The following is a 22,090-nucleotide window of genomic DNA, read 5'->3' on the forward strand; positions in this document are numbered from 1 at the left end:
GCTTGTAATCCGTTGTTCCGTGTCAGTGGAGGCGCATTATAGGGAGTTATTTCAGGCTGACAAGGGGAAATTTAAAATAATCTTCCGAGTGCGTATTTTTTATTCTTTACGTTTATTTTAACGACGTTTTGTTGGTTAATTGGGCTATTTCCCGCGCGAATCTCGCAACCTGTTCCCAATCGGTATACACCACTTCTTTATTCGTATCCGTTTCACCGCCTGACATCTTCATTATCAGTTGGATCATAACTCGGTCATACCAGCGATAGCGGGGATACAGCAAAGCACCCGCAATGACTGCACTGTGATCTGGTCGCCACGGCGAACTCATCAGGAACTTACGCGCATAGCTGTTGGTTTGCGGCGTACGTTTCTCCGGTTTACGGGCAACGAGGTTTACGGAGTAGAACGCACTCGGCATCGAATTCAGCCGTGTGGCATGCTTTTTCACAAACTCCTGAAAAGCAGCATGGTAATGACCATAGCGAATCGAGGCGCCAATCACCACGCTGTCATAATTTTGCCAGTCCGGCTCCGCGGTACGATGCAAATTAACAACATCTGCCCAAACGCCCAGCTCTTTGAGTTCAGAAGCCAGATATTCAGCGATTTCACGCGTTTGTCCGTCCCGGGAAGAAAAAAGAATCAGTGTTTTCACGTGTTACTCCATTATTCACGCCAGAAGGTAGGGGTAAAGAGCACCAGCAGAGTAAAGACCTCCAGACGACCAAACAGCATATTGGCAATCAGGATCCACTTCGCCACAGGGTTCATACTGGCAAAGTTGTCGGCAACAACCCCCAGTCCAGGCCCCAGGTTATTCAACGTTGCCACAACAGAGGCAAACGCGGAGAAGTCATCAACGCCGGTCGCAATAATCGCCAGCATACTGATAATAAAGACCAACGCATAGGCAGAGAAGAATCCCCATACGGCTTCAAGAATTCGCTCCGGCAACGCACGGTTACCCAGTTTGATACTGTAAACCGCATTCGGATGAACCAGTCGTTTCAATTCGCGGTTGCCTTGCTTAAACAGCAGCAGGATACGAATCACCTTCAAGCCCCCCCCCGTCGACCCGGCACAGCCGCCGATAAAAGCAGAACACAGCAGCAGCACCGGCAGGAACAGCGGCCAGCGGGCAATACTGTCCGTGGTAAATCCGGCAGTCGTCGCCATCGATACCACCTGGAAAAAGGCCTGGTTAATCGTCGTGAGCGCCGAGCCATAGGTATTGTGTATCCACAGCACCAACGTACAGACAGCCACCAGCGTCAACTGCACGCCGATGAACATGCGGAATTCCGGATCGCGCCAGTAAACCTTCAGACTACGCCCGCTTAATAAAGAGAAGTGCAGACCGTAGTTACAACCGGAGATCAGCAAGAAGATAGCAATAATCGTATTAATCGTGGGACTGTCGAAATACCCCACGCTGGCATCGTGTGTGGAAAAACCACCGATGGCAATCGTGGCAAAACTGTGCCCAATGGCGTCAAACGCGGGCATCCCGGCAAACCATAGCGCCAGCGCGCACGCCACCGTCAGTAATACATAGATAAGCCACAGCGTTTTCGCCGTTTCGGCAATACGCGGGCGCATCTTATTATCTTTCAGCGGCCCCGGCATTTCTGCCCGATAGAGCTGCATCCCACCCACGCCAAGAATAGGCAGAATAGCCACCGCCAGCACGATGATCCCCATCCCGCCGAACCATTGCAGCATCTGGCGATAAAAGAGAATCGCGTGTGGCAATGAATCCAGCCCCACCAGCGTCGTTGCACCGGTGGTGGTCAATCCGGAAAAGGATTCAAAAAAAGCGTCGGTTATCGTCAGGTTGGGGCTTTCCGCAAAGATGAACGGTAGCGCACCCACGCTGCCCAGAACGGTCCAGAACAAAACGACAATCAGAAATCCTTCGCGCGATTTCAGCTCGCCCTTCTCCTTACGGTTTGGCCACCACAGCATGGAGCCGATCGCCAAAGCAACGAAGAAAGTTTGGGTGAATGCACGCCCTGCCCCGTCACGGTAGATGAGCGCTACCAGTCCAGGGATAATCATTGTCCCCGAGAATAAGATGACCAGTAGTCCAACGATTCGGGTGATGGCGCGAAAATGCATCTCTGCCGCTTCCTTAGTTCTTTAAAATGAGGTGGGGATTATTCTTCAATCGCTAACAATTGCAATGAACCACGACTAAAATCCGCCAGTTTTGCCGAAAACTCATCCACTTTGGCAAAAGGAAGCGCCACCCTGAGTCGAACAAAAGCCTGGTAATCACTGGCAACGACTTTACCGTCAAACTGCCCCAGCAAAGCTTCAATGCCTGCCAGCTGACCGTACTCACACTGCAAAGTATATTCGGTTAATGGCGTCTTGCGCTGTGTCGTTAACTGGCGCAACGCCTGATTCACACCGCCGCCGTAGGCTTTTACCAATCCTCCAGTACCGAGAAGGATACCGCCGTAGTAGCGCACGACTACAGCGGTAATCTCACCGACACCGCTCCCCATCAGCTGTGCGAGCATCGGTTTACCTGCCGTACCCGCCGGTTCGCCATCGTCTGAAAATCCTAGCTGCTGCGAGTCATTGGGCGCACCCGCCACCCACGCCACGCAATGGTGGCGGGCGTCCGGGTGTTCCGCTTTGACTGATTCAACAAACGCTTTTGCCGCTTCTACGCCGTCCGTATGGGCGAGCAGCGTAATGAAGCGGCTTTTTTTGATCTCTTCGACGACGCTAACCGGCCCCGCAGGGATTAACCAACTGTCCATTACGCCAGTTTCAAATCCCGAGTCATGTTTTCGATATTGTTTTCGTGGACCACCACGTTGTCTTCAATACGAATACCGCCGAACGGTTTCAGGGCTTCAATTTTCTGCCAGTTGAAGTGTTTGCTGAACTGCCCTTCACGCCACGGCGCCAGCAGAGATTCAATGAAGTAAATGCCCGGTTCGATGGTCAGAACCATGCCCGGTTGCAATACGCGGGTGCAACGCAGGTAAGGATACTTCGACGGCGCGGCCAGATGGGTACCACTGTCATCCTGCATAAAGCCAGCGACATCATGTACCTGCAGGCCCAACTGGTGACCAATGCCGTGTGGCATAAACGGCCCGGTAAGATCGTTTTCTACCATCGCCTCTTCACTCATATCGGTGATGATTTGATGCTTACGCAGCAGCTTCGCGATGCGCTGGTGGAACTGAATGTGGTAATCCACGTAGCTGGCACCTGCTTTCATGGTGGCAATCAGCGCCAGCTCTTCGTCGTTAACGTCTTTCACCAGATGCGCATAGTCGTTGTCGTTTTTCGCCGACCAGGTACGCGTCAGGTCTGCCGCATAGCCGTTGTATTCTGCGCCAGCGTCGAGCAGGAAGCTGCGGATTTCAGACGGCGCCTGATGATCCAGCTTGGTGTAATGAAGAACCGAAGCATGCTCGTTAAGCGCCACGATGTTGCTGTATGGCACGTCGGTGTCGCGGTGACCGGTGGCAGTCAGGTAAGCGAGGTTGATGTCAAACTCGCTCATTCCGGAACGGAACGCTTCTTCTGCTGCACGGTGTCCATTTACCGCCATTTTCTGCGCTTCGCGCATACAGGCCAGTTCGTAGTCCGTTTTATAGGCACGGTAATAATGCAGGTAGTCGATCACCCCTTTCGGGTTGATGTTGCTGGCCGCAATGTCCAATTGCAGGGCACGTTCCGGAACCGGGCCAATGTAACCGATATTGCCGCGAGCAGCAGGCAGTTGGCTACCGATACCATCCGCTTTCGGCAGCGCGATGATCTCGATTTCTTCCGTCCAGAAAGAGGTAGGCAGCGGCTCAACGTTGTGCCAGTAATCGACCGGCAGGTAGAACCACAGTTTCGGCTTGTTTACGCCATCCACCAGCAACCAGCAGTTAGGAACCTGCGTGACAGGCACCCAGGCTTTGAATTGCGGATTGACCTTAAACGGGTACGGATGATCGTCGAGAAAGACGTTAACAAGTTCGCCTGAGTGAATAAGTAACGCATCCAGCTTGAAGCGCTCCAGCGCGTCGCGCGTCCGTTCTTGTAAGGTAACGATATGATTTTTATAGAGTGCGGCCAGTGATTCCATTTTCTACCCTTCTGTTTTTTTGACCTCAAGTCTCCGCATCTTAGCACATCGCTTTGTGAGTGCGTGATTTCTGCCGAGCGTGATCGAATCGTCATTTCTTTAATCATTCATTTGCATTTTATTAACATAAAACACACACTTCGATTCATCTGGTATGACCAGATCACCTTGCGGATTCAGGAGACTGACATGCTTTACAAAGGCGACACCCTGTACCTCGACTGGCTGGAAGATGGCATCGCCGAACTGGTGTTCGATGCCCCTGGTTCGGTCAATAAACTCGACACGGCCACCGTTGCCAGCCTGGGCCATGCGCTTGATGTGCTGGAAAAACAACCGAATTTAAAAGGGCTGCTGCTGCGCTCTAACAAAGCAGCCTTTATTGTTGGTGCCGATATCACCGAATTCCTTTCACTGTTCCTCGTGCCTGAAGAGCAACTGAGCCAGTGGCTGCATTTTGCCAACAGCGTCTTTAACCGCCTCGAAGATCTACCTGTTCCGACCCTCTCAGCGGTAAATGGCTATGCGTTGGGCGGTGGCTGCGAGTGTGTCCTGGCAACCGATTATCGTCTGGCAACGCCGGACTTGCGCATTGGTCTGCCGGAAACCAAGCTGGGCATTATGCCGGGCTTTGGCGGCTCTGTGCGTATGCCACGTATGCTGGGTGCGGACAGCGCGCTGGAAATTATTGCGGCAGGTAAAGACGTTGGTGCTGAGCAGGCGCTAAAAATCGGTCTGGTCGATGGCGTAGTGAAGCAAGACAAACTGCTTGATGGCGCGATCGCGGTATTACGTCAGGCGATTAACGGCGACCTCGACTGGAAAGCCAAACGTCAGCCTAAGCTGGAGCCGTTGAAACTCAGCAAAATTGAAGCTGCTATGAGCTTTACCATCGCCAAAGGCATGGTGGCGCAGACGGCAGGTAAGCATTACCCCGCACCGATTACCGCGGTAAAAACCATTGAAGCAGCGGCTCGTTTTGGCCGTGAAGAAGCGCTGAATCTGGAAAATAAAAGCTTTGTGCCACTGGCGCACACCAGTGAAGCTCGCGCGCTGGTTGGGATCTTCCTTAACGATCAGTTCGTGAAAGCCAAAGCCAAAAAGCTCACCAAAAATATTGAAGCACCAAAGCAAGCGGCAGTGCTGGGTGCAGGCATTATGGGCGGCGGCATCGCTTACCAGTCAGCCTGGAAAGGCGTGCCGGTTGTCATGAAAGATATCAACGACAAATCATTAACGCTAGGCATGACCGAAGCGGCCAAACTGCTGAACAAACAGCTTGAGCGCGGCAAAATTGACGGTCTGAAAATGGCGGGCGTGATTTCCACTATTCATCCAACCCTCGACTATAGCGGTTTTGAGCGTGTGGACGTGGTGGTTGAAGCGGTCGTGGAAAACCCGAAAGTGAAAAAAGCGGTACTGGCGGAAACCGAAGATCAGGTACGCCCGGACACCGTACTGGCGTCGAATACCTCGACCATCCCAATCAACGAGCTGGCCAGCGCGCTCAAGCGCCCGGAAAACTTCTGTGGGATGCACTTCTTTAACCCAGTACACCGCATGCCACTGGTTGAGATCATTCGCGGCGAGAAAAGCTCGGATGAAACCATCGCCAAAGTTGTCGCATGGGCAAGCCAGATGGGCAAAACGCCAATTGTGGTCAACGACTGCCCCGGTTTCTTCGTGAACCGCGTGCTGTTCCCGTATTTTGCCGGTTTCAGCCAGCTGCTGCGCGATGGGGCAGATTTCCGCAAAGTCGATAAAGTCATGGAAAAACAGTTTGGCTGGCCGATGGGCCCGGCTTATCTGCTGGACGTGGTGGGAATTGATACCGCACATCACGCGCAGGCAGTGATGTCCGCAGGCTTCCCTCAGCGTATGCAGAAAGATTATCGCGACGCGATAGACGCCCTGTTTGATGCAAACCGTTTCGGACAGAAAAACGGTCTTGGATTCTGGCGTTATAAAGAAGACAACAAGGGCAAGCCGAAAAAAGAAGAGGATGCCACCGTTGATGATCTGCTGGCAGAAGTCAGCCAGCCGAAACGCGAATTCAGTGATGAAGAGATTATCGCTCGCATGATGATCCCGATGGTCAACGAAGTGGTACGGTGCCTGGAAGAAGGCATTATCGCCAGCCCGGCAGAAGCCGATATGGCGCTGGTGTATGGCCTGGGCTTCCCTCCGTTCCACGGCGGCGCGTTCCGCTGGCTGGATACGCTCGGCAGCGCGAAGTATCTCGATATGGCCCAGCAATATCAGCACCTCGGAGCGCTGTATGAAGTTCCGGCTGGTCTGCGTGATAAGGCGCGCCATAACGAACCGTATTATCCCCAGGTTGAGCCTGCCCGCCCGGTTGGCAGCCTGAAAACGGCTTAAGGAGTCACAATGGAACAGGTTGTAATTGTTGATGCGATCCGTACCCCGATGGGCCGTTCAAAAGGGGGGGCGTTTCGTAACGTGCGTGCAGAAGATCTCTCCGCACACTTAATGCGTAGCCTGCTGGCGCGTAATCCGGCGCTGGATCCAACTGCGCTGGATGACATTTACTGGGGCTGTGTGCAGCAAACGCTGGAGCAGGGTTTCAACATCGCCCGTAACGCCGCGCTGCTGGCGGAAATCCCGCACTCCGTTCCGGCGGTCACCGTGAACCGCCTGTGCGGTTCATCAATGCAGGCGCTGCACGACGCGGCACGTATGATCATCACCGGCGATGCTCAGGCGTGCCTGATTGGTGGCGTGGAGCATATGGGCCATGTACCAATGAGCCACGGCGTTGATTTCCATCCGGGCATGAGCCGCAACGTAGCAAAAGCGGCGGGGATGATGGGTCTGACCGCAGAAATGCTCTCCCGCATGCACGGCATCAGCCGTGAAATGCAGGATGCTTTCGCCGCACGTTCACATGCTCGCGCCTGGGCTGCAACACAGTCTGGCGCATTTAAAAACGAAATCATCCCGACCGGCGGTCATGATGCCGACGGCGTGCTGAAGCAGTTTAACTACGATGAGGTTATCCGCCCGGAGACAACCGTTGAAGCGCTCTCCACCCTGCGCCCAGCGTTCGATCCGGTTAGTGGAACGGTCACTGCCGGTACCTCCTCCGCGCTCTCCGACGGCGCAGCGGCGATGCTGGTCATGAGTGAAAGTCGCGCCCGTGAACTGGGTCTGACGCCGCGTGCCCGTATTCGTTCGATGGCTGTTGTTGGCTGCGACCCGTCAATCATGGGTTACGGTCCGGTTCCGGCCTCAAAGCTGGCGCTGAAAAAAGCGGGACTCTCCACCAGCGACATCGGCTTGTTTGAGATGAACGAAGCCTTTGCCGCTCAGATCCTGCCGTGCATTAAAGATCTGGGACTGATGGAGCAGATAGACGAGAAGATCAACCTCAACGGCGGCGCGATCGCTCTGGGCCACCCACTGGGATGCTCCGGGGCGCGTATCAGCACCACCCTGCTCAACCTGATGGAACGCAAAGACGTACAGTTTGGCCTGGCGACGATGTGTATCGGGTTAGGCCAGGGCATCGCAACGGTATTTGAGCGAGTTTAATCAAAGATAAATTCCCCTAAATAATTCGCGCTGCATCGCGGCGGCAACTGAGCGAATCCCCGGGAGCATAGATAACTATGTGACCGGGGTGAGCAAAGGCAGCCAACAAAGAGGCAGAGTGAATTATGACGGGGAAAGGTTTAGTTGCCGTTCTTCCCGCCTGTCAGGGGCGGGTTTTTTATTTCCCTGAACTACCACGCACCACTAACTGCACCGGCAACAGCAGATTCTCTTCCTGATTTTCTTCCAGCAATAAACGCAGCGCTTCACGCCCCAATTGTTGTTTATCAACCGCAATGGTGGTGAGTGGTGGATGTGACCAGGCCGCAGCATCAATATCATCAAACCCCACCAACGCAAGATCTTCCGGGATACGTATACCCTGCTGCGCACACACCCGTTGAACAACCAGCGCTGCCGCGTCGTTATAGGCAAAAATGGCGTCGGGCGGCTCTGGCAGACTGAGCAATTCATTAACCGCCTCCACCAAAGATTGCTCGGTATCCAGCAGTGGCGGCGCAATGGCTTCATACTCTGGCGGCATCAGCAAGCGGGCTTCATACAATGCCTGACGGTAGCCCTTCTCGCGCTGACGGATGCTGTAGTGCGCAAGCGAACTGGCAAGAAAAGCGATACGGCTGCGCCCTTGCGCAATCAGATGTTGCGTGGCCAGATAACCGCCCTGGGTATTGTCCGGGTTCACGCAAGGCAGGTCCGGCGCCCAGAGATCCACCAGCACCAACGGCAGTTTCATCTGTTGCAGCAAGCCAAGTAATTCAGGCTCAAAAAATCCCGCGCAGATCAGCGCATCAGGCTGGTGCAACATCACCTGCTCACTCACTGCATCGCCTGGACCAATGGAGAGAAAGCTCAGCGCAATACCATGGTCACGACAGTTATCTTCTATCCCCAGCAGCAGTTGAGAATAAAACGGCAATGCCCGGCTGATATTGTGCTGGCGGTGCAGCAAAAACAGGATTCGTTTGATCTTGTCTGCGCGCAGGCGAGAAAAATCATAACCCTGCTGCTGCGCCACAGAAATAATGCGCAGCCGGGTATCTTCACGTAGCCCTGGCTGCCCTTTCAGGGCGCGGGAAACCGCGCCAACCGAGACACCACAAGCTTCGGCAATGTCCCTGATACGTACAGGTTTAGTCATGTCACTCTCATTGATTTACGCTGGCCTTTTGTGCCCCCAGCCAGGCCGCGCCGCGTACGCCGCTGCTGTCACCGTGTCGGGCCTGAACGATCGGCGTACGGCACTGTTTACCAAATACGTAATGCGCCACTCGCGCCTGCAAGCCTGAGTACAGTAAAGTGATATTGGATACCCCACCGCCCAGCACGATAACATCGGGATCGAGCGTATTCACCACCCCCGCCAACGCGCGCGCCAGCTGATCGCAATAGCGTTCCCATAACAAACAGGCATCTGCATCACCCGATTCTACCCGCTGCATAATATGTGGCACATCTGCATGTTGTGCGGTGTGATTCATATACTGACGCTCCATGCCGCTGCCGGAAATAAAGCTCTCAATACAGTTCACCTGTCCGCAATAGCATGTCACTTCAGCCCCATCCCGAGATTCGTGGTAGCGCGGCAATGCATTATGGCCCCACTCTCCTGCACAGGCGTTAGGTCCGGAGATCAAACGGTTATCGATGCATAGTCCACCGCCGCAACCGGTACCGAGGATCACACCAAATACCACGCTATGCCCGTGTCCGCTACCGTCCATCGCTTCCGACAGGGTAAAGCAGTTGGCATCATTAGTAACAGGCACGGGTATTCCTAACGCTCGCTCAAGGTCTTGAGCAAAAGCCTGCTGATTCAACACCAGGATGTTCGAATTCTTAATCAAACCTTCGCTATCCACCGCGCCAGGAACTCCAACACCAACCGATAAAGACTGATTAACGGCCAGTTTGGCCTTAGAAATCATCTCCGTCACGGCCTGGAAAAAATCACCGTAACTCTGCTTTGGTGTCGCACATCGCTCGCGGTAAACAATTTCACCCGCGTTATCAATCACCACCGCTTCAATTTTAGTCCCGCCGATATCCAGTCCGAGCCTCATGGTTTTCCCTCGTTGATGTCCAGCAATGTGATGCGATACAGCTTGCCCATTTTGTTTACTAAACAAAATGAGACCCGTCACAAAAAATCAGTTTTATGGTTAATAGATAGGAAAAACATGTTTACTAAAAATGTTCTGAAAAGAGGAGCAGTGAGACCGGGCTTGCACCCTGTTAGAAGAAGTAAGGTTGGTGATGGATGCGCCGGAAGGACTCCGGCGCACAGCGCTTAAATGAACGCGAACGCGTCGCCAAACAGGCGATCTTCACGTGCCTGACGCTCATTACAGAACAGGTCGCGCGCGATTTTTGCCATCTCAAAACGACCGGCAATGTAGATATCGTGTTCCGCCAGAGTACCGTAATCCTGCAATACTGCCGTTAACACGGTTCCCGTACGACCACGCCAGCCGTCTTCAGGCTGCTCTACCACCGGCTCAACACGCAGGTTCGGGTGATTCACCGACAATGCTTCCAGCTCTGAGAGATCGTAGAGATGCTTCTCTTCGCGCCCGCCCCAGTAAATAGTGATATCGCGGTTGGGATTGCGTGCCAGCGCGGTAAGCAGAATAGAACGCACGTAAGAGAACCCTGTACCTCCGGCAATCAGGATCAGCGGGCGCTCGTCTTCATCACGCAGCCAGGCTTCGCCATGCGGAATATCGACCTTGATTTCCCGGTCTTTCAGAATACGGTCCATCACGGCCATGGCGTAAAGATTTAGCTCAGAGGCGCCAACGTGCAGCTCAATGAATCCTTGCTCGTCCGGCGTTGATGCCATGGAGAACGGACGCTTATCCCTTTCGTCCATCACGACCATTAAATACTGGCCAGCACGAAAGGAAAACGCCGCGTCTGGCACTAAACGAACGCGATATACGGTGTCAGTTATAGCTTCTACCGAGGTCACTTTACAGCTTAAGGTTGTCATGCGCTCTCTCTGTCGGATCAATAGGCAAAACGATCGCGCCTCAGGCGCTTTTGCCGTCATTAAAGATGGCCAGTTCATCCCAAATTGCGTCAATACGCGCAATCACTTCAGGATCTTTTTTAATCGGACGTCCCCATTCGCGTTGGGTTTCGCCCGGCCATTTATTTGTGGCATCCAGCCCCATTTTTGAACCAAGGCCGGAAACCGGCGAAGCAAAGTCCAGGTAATCAATTGGCGTATTCTCTACCAGTACCGTATCCCGGGCGGGGTCCATACGGGTAGTAATAGCCCAAATTACATCATTCCAGTCGCGCGCGTTAACGTCATCATCGCAGACAATAACAAATTTGGTGTACATGAACTGACGCAAAAACGACCAAACACCCATCATGACGCGTTTGGCATGGCCTGCGTACTGTTTTTTCATCGTCACCACGGCCAGACGATATGAACAGCCTTCCGGAGGCAGGTAAAAATCGACGATTTCCGGGAACTGCTTTTGCAGAATAGGAACGAATACTTCGTTCAGCGCCACGCCGAGCACTGCTGGCTCATCAGGCGGACGTCCGGTATAGGTAGAGTGATAAATAGCATCTTCACGCTGGGTAATGTGGGTGACGGTAAAGACCGGGAAATTATCTACTTCGTTGTAGTAGCCGGTATGATCGCCATAGGGCCCTTCTGGAGCCAGCTCGCCCGGTTCGATGTACCCTTCCAGTACGATTTCTGCGCTGGCAGGCACTTCCAGGTCGTTGGAAATACATTTGACCACTTCGGTCTTGGTACCGCGCAACAGCCCGGCAAATGCGTACTCGGATAATGTATCAGGAACGGGTGTCACAGCCCCCAGAATGGTCGCAGGATCGGCCCCCAACGCCACTGAAACCGGGAAACGTTCACCAGGATGCGCCGCGCACCACTCCTGATAATCAAGCGCGCCGCCGCGATGGGACAACCAGCGCATAATAAGCTTGTTTTTACCAATCAGCTGCTGGCGATAGATGCCCAGATTCTGCCGCTCTTTATGCGGACCACGCGTGACGGTGAGTCCCCAGGTAATCAGCGGCGCGGCATCTTCCGGCCAGCAGGTCATAATCGGAATGCGGTTTAAATCAACGTCATCGCCGGAGTAGATTTTTTGCTGACAAGGCGCACCGCGCAACCGCTTAGTCGGCATGTTCAACACCTGCTTAAACTGCGGCAGCTTATCAAACAGATCGCGGAATCCTTTCGGTGGCTCTGGCTCTTTCAAAAACGCCAACAGTTTACCGACTTCTCGTAGCGCCGAGACATCTTCTTGTCCCATTCCCATCGCAACACGCTTTGGTGTGCCAAACAGGTTACACAGCACCGGCATTGAATAGCCTTTCGGATTCTCAAACAGTAACGCAGGCCCACCGGCACGCAGAGTGCGATCGGCAATTTCAGTAATTTCCAGGTGGGGATCCACCTCAAGCGAAATGCGTTTGAGTTCGCCCTGCTGTTCAAGCAGCGTCAGGAAGTCGCGTAAATCGTGATATTTCATGGCGTCCATTGTGGCCTCTTCGTAAGCGCTTCATTATACGGCGTTCATCATTGTGATGCTGTATTTTTGTTAAATTAGCGTGAACTCTGGCGATACATATAAGCCCTGGGAGTATATACCCATTGGGTTTCAGCCTGCGTTGAGGCGGGTATAATTAACTTAACGCATGGCTTTTGCTATGCTGGCGCTCAGAACAAGCGGATAAGAGTTATTATGCAATCCTGGTATTTACTGTACTGCAAACGTGGGCAACTTCAGCGAGCCCAGGAACACCTGGAAAGGCAGGCGGTGAACTGCCTGACGCCTATGATCACCCTGGAAAAAATAGTGCGCGGTAAACGTACCACAGTCAGTGAACCACTATTCCCTAATTACATGTTTGTCGAGTTCGACCCGGAAGTGATCCACACCACCACTATCAATGCCACGCGTGGTGTCAGCCATTTCGTCCGTTTTGGCGCGACGCCTGCGACAGTTCCTTCTCCCGTTATTCACCAGCTTTCTATCTACAAGCCTGAAGGAATTGTTGACCCGCAAACTCCTCAGCCAGGGGACAGCGTGATTATTACTGAAGGGGCGTTTGAGGGGCTAAAAGCGATCTTCACCGAACCGGATGGCGAAGCACGTTCCATGCTACTGCTTAACCTGTTGAATAAAGAGGTTAAGCAGAGCGTGAAAAATACCGGCTTTCGTAAAATTTAAGCCGTTTAGAAGGTCACTTCGAACAGTGTTCGGACGTTAGCATCAATGGTTGCTGACAGCCATTGAGGATTTTCCCCGCGCCAGTGGGCAATACGCTCAAGAATATGTGGCAGGTGCGCCGGTTCATTGCGCCGTGACGTCGGTTTAGGCGTTAAGTCGCGAGGGAGTAGGTAAGGCGCATCGGTTTCAATCAGCAGCCTTTCCACCGGAATAAACGGCAGCAGTTCCCGCAGTTCCATCCCCCGGCGCTCATCACAGACCCAGCCGGTGATACCGATATAGAGTCCCCGGTCCACGCAATCCTGCATCTCCTGCCGCGTTCCGGTAAAACAGTGCAGCACCGCGCCTGGGAGGCTATCCAGCCACGGCTCCAGCAACGTCAGAAAACGCCCATGGGCATCCCGACAATGCATGAAAATCGGCATCTGCAGTTCAGCAGCAATGCGCAGCTGCGCCTCAAAAGCACGTTCCTGCTCCTGCGGCGTGGAGAAATTGCGATTGAAATCCAGACCGCACTCGCCAATAGCGACCACCTCAGACTGGTTTGCCAGCGCGATAATCTCGTCTTCCGTTGAGGATTGCCATTGGCTGCTGTCATGCGGGTGCACGCCAGCCGTGGACCAGCAATGCGGATAATGCTGTGCCAACTTTAGCGCCTGCTGGCTTTCGTGCAGGTTTGTTCCGGTCAGAAGCATACCGTTTACGCCCGCAGCAAAAGCGCGCGCCACAACATCATCCCTGTCTTTTGCAAATTGTGAACTGGTTAAATTAACGCCAATGTCAAACATGCTACCTCCCATATGACAACCGCCCTGACGGGCGGTTGAATTTACTCTTCTGTTTTCTCGGTGGCTTCGGCTTCTTTTGCTTCTTCAGCCTCGTTGTCCTCATCTCGCGTACGTCGCTTGCCGACATAGAAACGAGAGAAGAAAACGCCCACTTCAAACAGGCAGTACATCGGTATCGCCAACAACGTTTGCGAGAAGACATCTGGCGGGGTCAGTAACATCCCGACGACAAATGCCCCTACCACAACGTAAGGACGCTTCTTGCGTAAATCGTCTGGCGTCGTAATGCCCATCCAGCATAGCAGCACAATGGCGACAGGGACCTCAAAAGAGACCCCGAAAGCCATAAACAGAGCCATGACGAAACTGAGATAGCTGGCAATGTCCGTTGATACCTGTACGCCTTGCGGAGCCGTGTTGGCCAGAAAACCAAACGCCAACGGGAAGACAACAAAATAGGCGAATGCCATGCCGATGTAGAACAGCAACGAACTGGAGACCAGCAGCGGCACAACCAGGCGACGTTCATGTTTGTACAAAGCAGGCGCAATGAATGCCCATACCTGGTAGAGGATCACTGGCGCTGACAGGATCAGCGACACCATGAAGGTCAACTTGATTGGCGTAAAGAACGGCGAAGCCACATCGGTGGCGATCATCGTTGCACCCTGCGGCATCTGTTTAATCAGAGGCGCTGCAACCATATGGTAAATGTCGTTGGCAAAATAAACCAACGCCAGAAAGATCACGATTACCGCAATAATGCAGTTCAGGAGTCGCTTACGCAGCTCAATAAGATGCGTGATGAGCGGTTGGGTATCTTCTACAGACATGTTTACGGTTTATCACTCGACGAGGGTGAGGATTCGACAACAGGTGCGGCAGCTTTCTTTTCTGCATCCATCAACGTAGCGGAAGTGTTTTCCGTCGGCTCTGGCGTTTTAGCACCCGTGGATTCCGGTTTTTGCTCCGGCGAACTGGCCTGATTTTCAGCGGCGGCAGGGGTGACCCCTTCTCGCTGCGCTTCACCTTCTTTCACCACCGGATTATGGATAGTGTGCGCTTCATCGCTCGCTTTCTCAGGATCGTGCACGCTGTAAGAACGCTTCATCGATTCCGCCGCTTCACGCAGCTCATCCATTGACGCTTTCAGCTCCGGGGTTAGATTTGTCAGGCTCGCTTTCTCTACTTTCTTCAGGCTGTCCTGAAACTCCTGAAGCTTAAGCTCCTGGGTCAGTTCATTCTGAACAGTAGTTGCAAGGGAACGCAAAGCGCGAACCCAGCCAGCAACCGTTTTTACCGCTACGGGTAATCGTTGCGGCCCCAGGACAATGAGGCCGATCACGAACACCAATAACAGTTCGCTAAAACCGATATCAAACACGGATTATACCTGCTCTTTATCTTGGCTTTTGGTGTCTTCCTTTTTCACTTCGCCCTGCTTATCGGTGATGGATTTAGCTGTAAAATCAGCGTCCTGGCTGGTTTTATCTTGCTTAGGCTCATCATCACCCATCGCTTTTTTGAAGCCTTTAATCGATGCGCCAAGATCGGAACCGATGGAGCCGAGTTTCTTGGTGCCAAATAGCAGTACAACGATGACGGCAATGATCAACAACTGCCAAATACTGATACCACCCATACATGTTCCTCTGTCATAGATGATGAATTAATAAGGCCGTAGTATACGTTACACGGCCTGCCTTGGGCGATGAAAAATTCAGCGCATTTTGCGCCAGCCGATTAACCAGGCTAAGACACCGCCTGCCATCAACCAGCCCGGCATAAGCCCCCACTCAGGGCGGCTTACCAGCAGGAATGTTCCACTTAGCAACAATGTTGCGCCAATGCCCAATAAATAACGGGATTGTCCCTGGCGTACATGATTCGCGTGAAGCTCGCGGGCAATCTTATCAACACTGTGCTGTAAATATTTGCCCTGGCGCAAACTGTCATACACCAGTTCAGGTATTTCTGGCATTTTTTCGACCCAGAACGGTGCTTTTTCTTTAAATGCCCTAACGAGCGCCGGAATACCAACCTGATCTTTAATCCAGGATTCGAGGAATGGCTTAGCCGTTTTCCACAAATCTAATTGCGGGTAGAGCTGTCGTCCGACACCCTCAACGTACAGCAGCGTCTTCTGTAGCAATACCAGTTGAGGCTGGACTTCCATATTGAAGCGGCGCGCAGTGTTGAACAAATTCAACAGCACATGACCAAAGGAAATCTCCGCCAGCGGTTTTTCAAAAATCGGCTCGCACACGGTACGAATGGCAAATTCAAACTCTTCTACGTTGGTATCCGGTGGAACCCAACCAGAATCCACGTGCAGTTCAGCAACTTTGCGGTAATCGCGGTTAAAGAACGCAATGAAGTTTTCAGCCAGGTAACGCTTATCTTCTTTGTTTAAAGAGCCCACAATCCCACAATCAATACCAATGTATTTCGGGTTTTCAGGGTGCTCATAACTGACAAAAATGTTCCCAGGGTGCATATCCGCATGGAAAAAGCTGTCGCGGAATACCTGAGTAAAGAAGACCTGAACACCACGTTCAGCCAGCAACTTCATATTGGTGCCGTTCTTCTCAAGCGTGGTGACATCAGAAACCGGGATACCGTAAATGCGCTCCATCACCATCATGTTCTGACTGCAATAGTCGGAATACACTTCCGGGATGTACAGCATCGGGCTATCTTCAAAATTACGTCGTAGCTGAATGGCGTTCGCCGATTCGCGCAGCAGATTTAGCTCATCAATCAACGTTTTTTCATATTCACGGACGACTTCTGTTGGTCGCAGGCGACGTCCATCTGGCAGCAGACGAGGAACCCAACGAGCCAGGCGGTAGATCAGTTTTAAATCCGCTTTGATGACCGGCAGTATGTCCGGGCGAATAACTTTGATCACCACCTCTTTGCCATTCGATTTCAATCGCGCAGTGTGAACCTGAGCAACAGACGCAGATGCCAGCGGCGTGATTTCAAAATCATCAAACCATTCCTCGACGGGCAGCCCGCCCATGGCCTCTTCGATTTGCTTTTTCGCTTTAAGCCCATCAAACGGGGCAACACGATCCTGCAATAGCGCAAGCTGATCGGCGATGTGCGGAGGGAAAAGGTCACGACGGGTGGATAGCATCTGCCCAAACTTGATCCACACCGGGCCGAGTTCCTGTAAAGCCAGTCTCAGCCTTTCTCCCAGCGGTTTGTCTTTATGTCGGTTGGGCATCCAGAACAACGAGTAACGCCACAACCTAAGCGGCAGCGTGATTCGCATTTTGGGGATGAGTTCATCAAGACCGTAGCTTAAAAAAGTGCGAATGATGAAATAAAGGCGCCGTACTTCACCTGGCGTCATTTGGCCTCCAGTTTTTCCAGCCGTTTGGCCAGAGATTCAACCGCGCGCTCAACGGCTGCCGTTTCTTCAGCAAGCCATGCAACCTCTAGTGGGCCAGGAGCCATGCGCCACTCTTCGGTGATCGCTTCGGCGACATAGCGCTGCTGGCGCTGAAAGTTATGGCACAGGAACTTCGCTCCACCACGCAAGACTTTGCTGACCCCTTCCGCGACGATATCGCCGGTATAGGGTGCTAACAGTTCTGCAGGATCCAACTCGGCCAGATCGGCCAGCGCAACAAAGTTCTGTACTACCTGGATATCACCCTGGACTTCCAGTTCACCGCTGCGGATAAGCGTGGTGAGTTGCTGTCTGTCACGCAATTTCGGTAACACACTGGCATATGTAATTACGGTGCAATCGGCTTCGCCTTCCCACGCCCCCAGCACATCGACCTGGCGCTCACTAAACACCAGGACTAACGATGTTGAAAATCCTTTGAGATCAACACGTAGCACTTTGCCCTGTAAACGCGTTCTGGCTGACTTGAGCGCAGGAGAGCGGTACAGAAAGGTGTTGAGCAGATTTTCAACGCCTGCGGTCACTAAGGGTTTTAAAGGCATCCCCACTCTCCTGTCAGAACTTGTATCCACGATGCAGCGCAACGACACCTGCTGTCAGGTTGTAGTAATCAACGCTTTCGAACCCGGCATCTTGCATCATTGCTTTTAAGGTGTCCTGATCGGGATGCATGCGGATGGATTCCGCCAGATAGCGATAGCTGTCCGCATCGCTTGCTACCATTGAACCTATACGCGGCAGAACATGGAAAGAGTACGCGTCGTAGGCTTTGCTCAACGGTTCGATAATCGGCTTGGAGAATTCCAGCACCAGTAAACGTCCGCCCGGCTTCAATACGCGGTACATGGAGCGTAATGCTTTGTCTTTATCCGTAACGTTGCGCAGACCGAAAGAGATGGTGATGCAGTCAAACGTGTTGTCAGGGAAAGGTAGTGCTTCAGCATTCGCCTGAACGTACTCAACGTTACCCACCACACCAATATTGCGCAGCTTTTCGCGACCCATTTTGAGCATTGAGTCATTGATATCCGCCAGCACAACTTTGCCGGTTTCGCCTACCATGCGAGAGAATTTCGCCGTCAGATCGCCGGTACCGCCTGCTAAATCGAGAACGGTTTGCCCGCGACGCACGCCACTGCAGTCAATGGTGAAGCGCTTCCACAAACGATGAATGCCAAATGACATTAAGTCATTCATAACGTCATATTTAGAGGCCACAGAATGAAAAACGTGGGCCACCATGTCAGCTTTCTGCTCTTTAGCGACGGTCTGAAAGCCAAAGTGCGTCGTTTCTTGTGAATTATCCACCATCTCAGTGCCTGCTCATCCAAAAAATGTTCGAGAAGTGTAACAGATTGGGCCAATCTGCCCTACCCTTCTGCCGGGTTCAACTACCCCAAATGGACTAGTTTGATTGCTGATTTACCGCTTCACCATCGGGGTAAGACGCATCTTGTTGCGTCTCAGGGACCGAGCGCAAGCGGTATTCTTCATCCTGCGTAGTGGCTTGCTCAGCCAGCTCAGGATTAATCTCGCGCTTAATTTCTACACCTAAACTGCGAAACGCTTCTGCCTGCGACAGGACGTTTCCACGACCGGAAGAGAGTTTTTTCATCGCTTGTCGGTAATTATCCTGGGCTTTGTCCAGGCTTTGACCTATTGCCGACATATCATCCACAAACAACCGCATCTTGTCATAAAGTTTGCTGGCCCGATCGGCAATTTGTTGCGCATTACGACTCTGATGCTCGTAGCGCCACAGGTTGGCAATCGTGCGCAATGCCACCAACAGCGTGGTAGGGCTCACCAGCATAATGTTATTTCTAAGCGCTTCGGTAATCAGTTCGGGCTGTCTGTCGAGCGCCAGCAAAAAAGCGGGCTCAACGGGGATAAACATCAGCACATAGTCAAGCGTACGCAGCCCCGGAAGCTGCTGATAGTCTTTGCGGCCCAGCAGACGAATGTGGTTGCGCACCGAGGCGATGTGCTCCTGCAACGCGCTCTCGCGGGTGAATTCATCTTCAGCGTTAAAATAGCGTTCATAGGCGACCAGCGTCATTTTCGCATCAATCACCACATCTTTGCCCTGCGGTAATCGGACAATAACATCCGGCTGCATCCGCGAACGGGCGTCGTTTTCGATGCTGACCTGGGTTTCGTATTCATAGCCTTCGCGCAGACCGGAAGCCTCAAGCACCCGCGTGAGTACGACCTCGCCCCAGTTACCCTGCGTTTTGTTATCGCCTTTTAATGCCCGCGTCAGGTTTACCGCTTCCTGTGCCATCTGCGCATTCAGTTGCTGGAGATTACGAATTTCGTGCGCCAGAGTATGACGTTCCTGTGCCTCTTTACCAAAGCTATCCTGAACCTGGCGTCGAAAACCGTCCAGTTGTTCGCGAAGCGGTGCCAGCAGGCTGTTCAGGCTTTGGCGATTTTGCTCATCTACGCGGCGATTGCTGTGCTCGAATATACGGTTCGCCAGATTTTCAAATTGCTCGCTCAGGCGCTGTTCGCTGTTGATCATCTGACGGATCTTATCTTCCGCATGCTGTTGCGTTGCTTCCAGCCGGGTAGTGACTTCACGGAGATCAGCTTCCAGAGAGGTGTTGATACTGTGCAGGCTGCGCAATTCGTTATTAAGCAGTTCGCACTCATCACGCCAGTGGGCTTCCTGTGAGAGTTGTTGCCGGGCGGCACTTAGCGCGATATCCAGTTCACGTCGTTCTTCGATGAGATCGGCACGGATCCTGTCGGCGTGCGCTTTTGTTGCCAGCCACCCAACCAGCAGCCCTGCGGCTAACGCCAGCACGGCACTCATCATAATTGAAATATCCACAACGCCCCCTTACAGCAACGACTTACCCGCACAAAATAGAATTGTGCTGTATAAACGTCCAGTTTAAAAGGAATTTCCTGCGAGGTACTACGCAAAATAAAAAGGCCGAACGCGTCGGCCTTTTTGAATAGACGGGAGAATTACAGTAAACGACGCGCAGCTTCCACCACGATTTTTACCGCATGGCTTTCTGTTTGTTTCATCGTTTCCGCATTAGGGATCTCTTGCTGAGTACGGTTCACGATAACACCCGCGACCATACCGGCACGCAGACCCTGGCTTGCGCACATGGTCAGCAGCGTGGCAGATTCCATTTCGTAGTTCATAACGCCCATAGACTGCCACTCTTCCATCGAGCCTTTGAAACGGCTCACGACGCGACCAGAGAAGGTGTCGTAACGTTCCTGGCCCGGGTAGAAGGTGTCAGAAGATGCGGTAACGCCCACGTGGGTAGTGGCGCCGATAGATTTCGCCGCTTCCACCAGCGCAGTGGTGCACTCGAAGTCCGCAACGGCCGGGAACTCCATTGGCGCGAAGTGCAGGCTTGCGCCGTCCAGACGGACAGACGCCGTGGTGACCAGGACATCACCTACATTGATATGCGGCTGGATAGCGCCAGTCGTACCGATACGCAGGAAGGTACGAATGCCCAGTTGTGCCAGTTCTTCAACGGCAATAGAGGTTGACGGGCCGCCGATACCGGTAGAGCAAACGATCACGGCTTTACCATCCAGCTCAGCACGCCAGGTAGTGAACTCGCGATGAGATGCCAGCTTAACCGGCTTATCCATCAGCGCGGCGATCTTTTCCACACGCTCCGGGTCGCCAGGGACGATAGCAAGCGTAGCCCCTTGTAAGTCGCTCTTAGTGAGGCCGAGATGAAAAACATCAGACTTAGACATAAAAACTCCTCTGTGAATCGGTTTTGTCAGAAGAAGCAAAAACACACTTTACCGAAGGCATGAACATATTTTCGTGACAGTCATCACTCTGATGTAAATCAATTGCATTCAATTACCATCAAATAGTGATGCATATCACATAAATGATGCGATGTAAGGAAGCCCTGCACAAAAGATAGCCCGTTTAAGGCAATGTGGTTCGTTGCATGTGTCTATAGTTAACAATGCGCTTTTTGGCTGAATATTTAAGGGTACGGAGAATACCATGACAACACGACAATCTGGCTTTGCACCTGCTGTATCTCCACCGACGTCTACCACGGTTCACACTCCGGATAACGAAATTATCGCCGGTGTAACGTCCATACCTTCACAAGGCGATGATATGCCAGCGTATCACGCACGACCAAAACAAACCGATGGCCTGCTTCCCGTGGTCATTGTCGTGCAGGAGATTTTTGGTATTCATGAGCACATTCGTGACGTTTGCCGCCGTCTGGCTCTGGAAGGGTATCTGGCTATCGCACCAGAACTCTATTTTCGCGAAGGCGATCCCAATGACTTTGCCGACATCCCCACGCTGCTCAGCGGCCTTGTCGCCAAAGTGCCTGACTCTCAGGTACTGGCCGATCTGGACCACGTCGCCAGCTGGGCCTCCCGCAACGGAGGAGATGCGCACCAACTGATGATCACTGGATTCTGCTGGGGTGGACGCATTACCTGGTTGTATGCCGCACATAATCCGCAGTTAAAAGCGGCCGTGGCGTGGTATGGCAAACTGGTGGGTGATAAAACCCTCAACTCGCCGAAACATCCCGTTGATATCGCAACCGATCTTAACGCCCCCGTTTTGGGACTTTATGGCGGCCAGGATACCAGCATTCCGCAAGATACCGTTGAAACAATGCGTCAGGCGCTACGCGCCGCCAATGCGAAAGCGGAAATCGTGGTCTATCCCGATGCCGGACATGCCTTCAACGCCGATTATCGCCCGAGCTATCACGAAGAGTCCGCGAAAGACGGCTGGCAGAGAATGCTGGAGTGGTTCGCGCAATACGTGGGTAAAAAGATCTGAACAATATTGCCGCCTTTTTTAGGCGGCAATAAATACACAAATAATAATTTTAATGAAATCTAAAACAGATAAGATACAAATTAATTATGTATCTCCATTATCTCTGGCGTGTAAAATAAATTAAAAAATTAATATAAAAGATCATCAAAAAACTCACATACCAAGAATACCTTG

The 22,090-nt window shown here is 52.5% G+C and carries 21 protein-coding genes; 4 read left to right on the plus strand and 17 right to left on the minus strand.

The window, feature by feature from the left end; all coding sequences use genetic code 11:
• Positions 1–112 precede the first annotated feature (112 nt).
• Genes hemG through pepQ form a run of 4 tightly spaced genes read right to left on the minus strand, consistent with a single transcriptional unit; the run spans position 113 to position 4,105 of the window.
• Positions 113–658: a menaquinone-dependent protoporphyrinogen IX dehydrogenase gene (hemG, locus tag OGX66_RS04950; RefSeq protein WP_003017846.1), complete on the minus strand. Its 546-nt coding sequence runs from the start codon at positions 656–658 to the stop codon at positions 113–115.
• A gap of 11 nt (positions 659–669) precedes the next feature.
• The gene (trkH, locus tag OGX66_RS04955; protein WP_003017848.1) at positions 670–2,121 is read right to left on the minus strand and encodes a Trk system potassium transporter TrkH; all 1,452 of its coding nucleotides are present in this window, start codon (positions 2,119–2,121) and stop codon (positions 670–672) included.
• Positions 2,122–2,159: 38 nt separating this feature from the next.
• Positions 2,160–2,774 (minus strand): IMPACT family protein, encoded by a 615-nt coding sequence (locus OGX66_RS04960; protein WP_003841252.1) that lies wholly within the window; start codon positions 2,772–2,774, stop codon positions 2,160–2,162.
• A complete protein-coding gene (gene pepQ, locus OGX66_RS04965) occupies positions 2,774–4,105 on the minus strand; it encodes a Xaa-Pro dipeptidase (protein WP_003841250.1) in 1,332 nt (443 codons plus the stop codon). Before pepQ ends, OGX66_RS04960 begins: the two co-directional genes overlap by 1 nt.
• A gap of 189 nt (positions 4,106–4,294) precedes the next feature.
• On the opposite strand from pepQ, the gene fadB reads away from it, so the two are divergent.
• Both fadB and fadA read left to right on the plus strand, forming a co-directional pair.
• The gene (gene fadB / locus OGX66_RS04970; RefSeq protein WP_003017855.1) at positions 4,295–6,484 is read left to right on the plus strand and encodes a fatty acid oxidation complex subunit alpha FadB; all 2,190 of its coding nucleotides are present in this window, start codon (positions 4,295–4,297) and stop codon (positions 6,482–6,484) included.
• Between the two features lie 9 nt (positions 6,485–6,493).
• Complete coding sequence (gene fadA, locus OGX66_RS04975) at positions 6,494–7,657, plus strand: acetyl-CoA C-acyltransferase FadA (RefSeq protein WP_088902893.1); 1,164 nt, start codon at positions 6,494–6,496, stop codon at positions 7,655–7,657.
• Positions 7,658–7,835: 178 nt separating this feature from the next.
• On the opposite strand, the gene OGX66_RS04980 is transcribed toward fadA, so the two are convergent.
• From OGX66_RS04980 to ubiD, 4 genes are all read right to left on the minus strand, one after another.
• Complete coding sequence (locus OGX66_RS04980; RefSeq protein WP_103798250.1) at positions 7,836–8,816, minus strand: LacI family DNA-binding transcriptional regulator; 981 nt, start codon at positions 8,814–8,816, stop codon at positions 7,836–7,838.
• 7 nt (positions 8,817–8,823) lie between these two features.
• On the minus strand, positions 8,824–9,738 hold the full coding sequence (locus tag OGX66_RS04985; protein WP_088902895.1) for an ROK family protein: 915 nt from the start codon (positions 9,736–9,738) through the stop codon (positions 8,824–8,826).
• 227 nt (positions 9,739–9,965) lie between these two features.
• On the minus strand, positions 9,966–10,667 hold the full coding sequence (gene fre / locus OGX66_RS04990; RefSeq protein WP_003017873.1) for an NAD(P)H-flavin reductase: 702 nt from the start codon (positions 10,665–10,667) through the stop codon (positions 9,966–9,968).
• 40 nt (positions 10,668–10,707) lie between these two features.
• Complete coding sequence (gene ubiD / locus OGX66_RS04995; RefSeq protein ID WP_003841240.1) at positions 10,708–12,201, minus strand: 4-hydroxy-3-polyprenylbenzoate decarboxylase; 1,494 nt, start codon at positions 12,199–12,201, stop codon at positions 10,708–10,710.
• Between the two features lie 204 nt (positions 12,202–12,405).
• Here ubiD and rfaH point away from each other — a divergent pair, with 204 nt between their 5' ends.
• Positions 12,406–12,894 (plus strand): transcription/translation regulatory transformer protein RfaH, encoded by a 489-nt coding sequence (rfaH, locus tag OGX66_RS05000; protein ID WP_003017881.1) that lies wholly within the window; start codon positions 12,406–12,408, stop codon positions 12,892–12,894.
• Positions 12,895–12,899: 5 nt separating this feature from the next.
• Here the strand turns inward: rfaH and tatD are convergent, their stop codons facing one another.
• The 9 genes from tatD to udp all read right to left on the minus strand — a co-directional run bounded on the left by tatD (position 12,900) and on the right by udp (position 20,841).
• The gene (gene tatD / locus OGX66_RS05005; RefSeq protein ID WP_088902896.1) at positions 12,900–13,682 is read right to left on the minus strand and encodes a 3'-5' ssDNA/RNA exonuclease TatD; all 783 of its coding nucleotides are present in this window, start codon (positions 13,680–13,682) and stop codon (positions 12,900–12,902) included.
• Positions 13,683–13,723: 41 nt separating this feature from the next.
• Positions 13,724–14,515, minus strand: a complete 792-nt coding sequence (tatC, locus tag OGX66_RS05010) for a Sec-independent protein translocase subunit TatC (RefSeq protein WP_003017884.1) — start codon at positions 14,513–14,515, stop codon at positions 13,724–13,726.
• A gap of 2 nt (positions 14,516–14,517) precedes the next feature.
• Positions 14,518–15,066, minus strand: coding sequence for a Sec-independent protein translocase protein TatB (gene tatB, locus OGX66_RS05015; protein WP_003841235.1), 549 nt, complete (start codon positions 15,064–15,066; stop codon positions 14,518–14,520).
• A gap of 3 nt (positions 15,067–15,069) precedes the next feature.
• Positions 15,070–15,324 carry a Sec-independent protein translocase subunit TatA gene (tatA, locus tag OGX66_RS05020; protein WP_088902897.1) on the minus strand — a complete coding sequence of 85 codons (255 nt, stop codon included), beginning with the start codon at positions 15,322–15,324 and terminating at the stop codon, positions 15,070–15,072.
• A 78-nt stretch (positions 15,325–15,402) separates the two neighbouring features.
• Positions 15,403–17,043 carry a ubiquinone biosynthesis regulatory protein kinase UbiB gene (gene ubiB, locus OGX66_RS05025; RefSeq protein ID WP_088902898.1) on the minus strand — a complete coding sequence of 547 codons (1,641 nt, stop codon included), beginning with the start codon at positions 17,041–17,043 and terminating at the stop codon, positions 15,403–15,405.
• Complete coding sequence (gene ubiJ / locus OGX66_RS05030; protein WP_088902899.1) at positions 17,040–17,645, minus strand: ubiquinone biosynthesis protein UbiJ; 606 nt, start codon at positions 17,643–17,645, stop codon at positions 17,040–17,042. The genes ubiB and ubiJ overlap by 4 nt, the downstream gene beginning before the upstream one ends.
• 13 nt (positions 17,646–17,658) lie before the next feature.
• A complete protein-coding gene (ubiE, locus tag OGX66_RS05035) occupies positions 17,659–18,414 on the minus strand; it encodes a bifunctional demethylmenaquinone methyltransferase/2-methoxy-6-polyprenyl-1,4-benzoquinol methylase UbiE (protein ID WP_003017897.1) in 756 nt (251 codons plus the stop codon).
• A gap of 94 nt (positions 18,415–18,508) precedes the next feature.
• Positions 18,509–19,939 (minus strand): DNA recombination protein RmuC, encoded by a 1,431-nt coding sequence (gene rmuC / locus OGX66_RS05040; RefSeq protein ID WP_003017901.1) that lies wholly within the window; start codon positions 19,937–19,939, stop codon positions 18,509–18,511.
• 140 nt (positions 19,940–20,079) lie between these two features.
• A complete protein-coding gene (udp, locus tag OGX66_RS05045; protein WP_003017903.1) occupies positions 20,080–20,841 on the minus strand; it encodes a uridine phosphorylase in 762 nt (253 codons plus the stop codon).
• Between the two features lie 265 nt (positions 20,842–21,106).
• Here udp and OGX66_RS05050 point away from each other — a divergent pair, with 265 nt between their 5' ends.
• Positions 21,107–21,916 (plus strand): dienelactone hydrolase family protein, encoded by an 810-nt coding sequence (locus tag OGX66_RS05050; protein ID WP_049002230.1) that lies wholly within the window; start codon positions 21,107–21,109, stop codon positions 21,914–21,916.
• The last annotated feature ends 174 nt before the right edge of the window (positions 21,917–22,090 follow it).

It is taken from the genome of Citrobacter sp. Cf072, from assembly GCF_030334485.1.
In the GTDB taxonomy this organism is placed as follows: Bacteria; Pseudomonadota; Gammaproteobacteria; order Enterobacterales; family Enterobacteriaceae; genus Citrobacter; species Citrobacter freundii.

Bases quoted from the DNA above. Each gene is read 5' to 3' on its own strand.
- OGX66_RS04980 (WP_103798250.1), bottom strand. From the start codon at position 8,816: ATGACTAAACCTGTACGTATCAGGGACATTGCCGAAGCTTGTGGTGTC.
- ubiB (WP_088902898.1), bottom strand. From the start codon at position 17,043: ATGACGCCAGGTGAAGTACGGCGCCTTTATTTCATCATTCGCACTTTT.
- ubiE (WP_003017897.1), bottom strand. From the start codon at position 18,414: ATGGTGGATAATTCACAAGAAACGACGCACTTTGGCTTTCAGACCGTC.
- udp (WP_003017903.1), bottom strand. From the start codon at position 20,841: ATGTCTAAGTCTGATGTTTTTCATCTCGGCCTCACTAAGAGCGACTTA.
- pepQ (WP_003841250.1), bottom strand. From the start codon at position 4,105: ATGGAATCACTGGCCGCACTCTATAAAAATCATATCGTTACCTTACAA.
- rfaH (WP_003017881.1), top strand. From the start codon at position 12,406: ATGCAATCCTGGTATTTACTGTACTGCAAACGTGGGCAACTTCAGCGA.
- fadA (WP_088902893.1), top strand. From the start codon at position 6,494: ATGGAACAGGTTGTAATTGTTGATGCGATCCGTACCCCGATGGGCCGT.
- ubiJ (WP_088902899.1), bottom strand. From the start codon at position 17,645: ATGCCTTTAAAACCCTTAGTGACCGCAGGCGTTGAAAATCTGCTCAAC.
- tatC (WP_003017884.1), bottom strand. From the start codon at position 14,515: ATGTCTGTAGAAGATACCCAACCGCTCATCACGCATCTTATTGAGCTG.
- tatD (WP_088902896.1), bottom strand. From the start codon at position 13,682: ATGTTTGACATTGGCGTTAATTTAACCAGTTCACAATTTGCAAAAGAC.
- trkH (WP_003017848.1), bottom strand. From the start codon at position 2,121: ATGCATTTTCGCGCCATCACCCGAATCGTTGGACTACTGGTCATCTTA.
- fre (WP_003017873.1), bottom strand. From the start codon at position 10,667: ATGACAACCTTAAGCTGTAAAGTGACCTCGGTAGAAGCTATAACTGAC.
- OGX66_RS04985 (WP_088902895.1), bottom strand. From the start codon at position 9,738: ATGAGGCTCGGACTGGATATCGGCGGGACTAAAATTGAAGCGGTGGTG.
- ubiD (WP_003841240.1), bottom strand. From the start codon at position 12,201: ATGGACGCCATGAAATATCACGATTTACGCGACTTCCTGACGCTGCTT.
- fadB (WP_003017855.1), top strand. From the start codon at position 4,295: ATGCTTTACAAAGGCGACACCCTGTACCTCGACTGGCTGGAAGATGGC.
- OGX66_RS05050 (WP_049002230.1), top strand. From the start codon at position 21,107: ATGACAACACGACAATCTGGCTTTGCACCTGCTGTATCTCCACCGACG.
- OGX66_RS04960 (WP_003841252.1), bottom strand. From the start codon at position 2,774: ATGGACAGTTGGTTAATCCCTGCGGGGCCGGTTAGCGTCGTCGAAGAG.
- tatA (WP_088902897.1), bottom strand. From the start codon at position 15,324: ATGGGTGGTATCAGTATTTGGCAGTTGTTGATCATTGCCGTCATCGTT.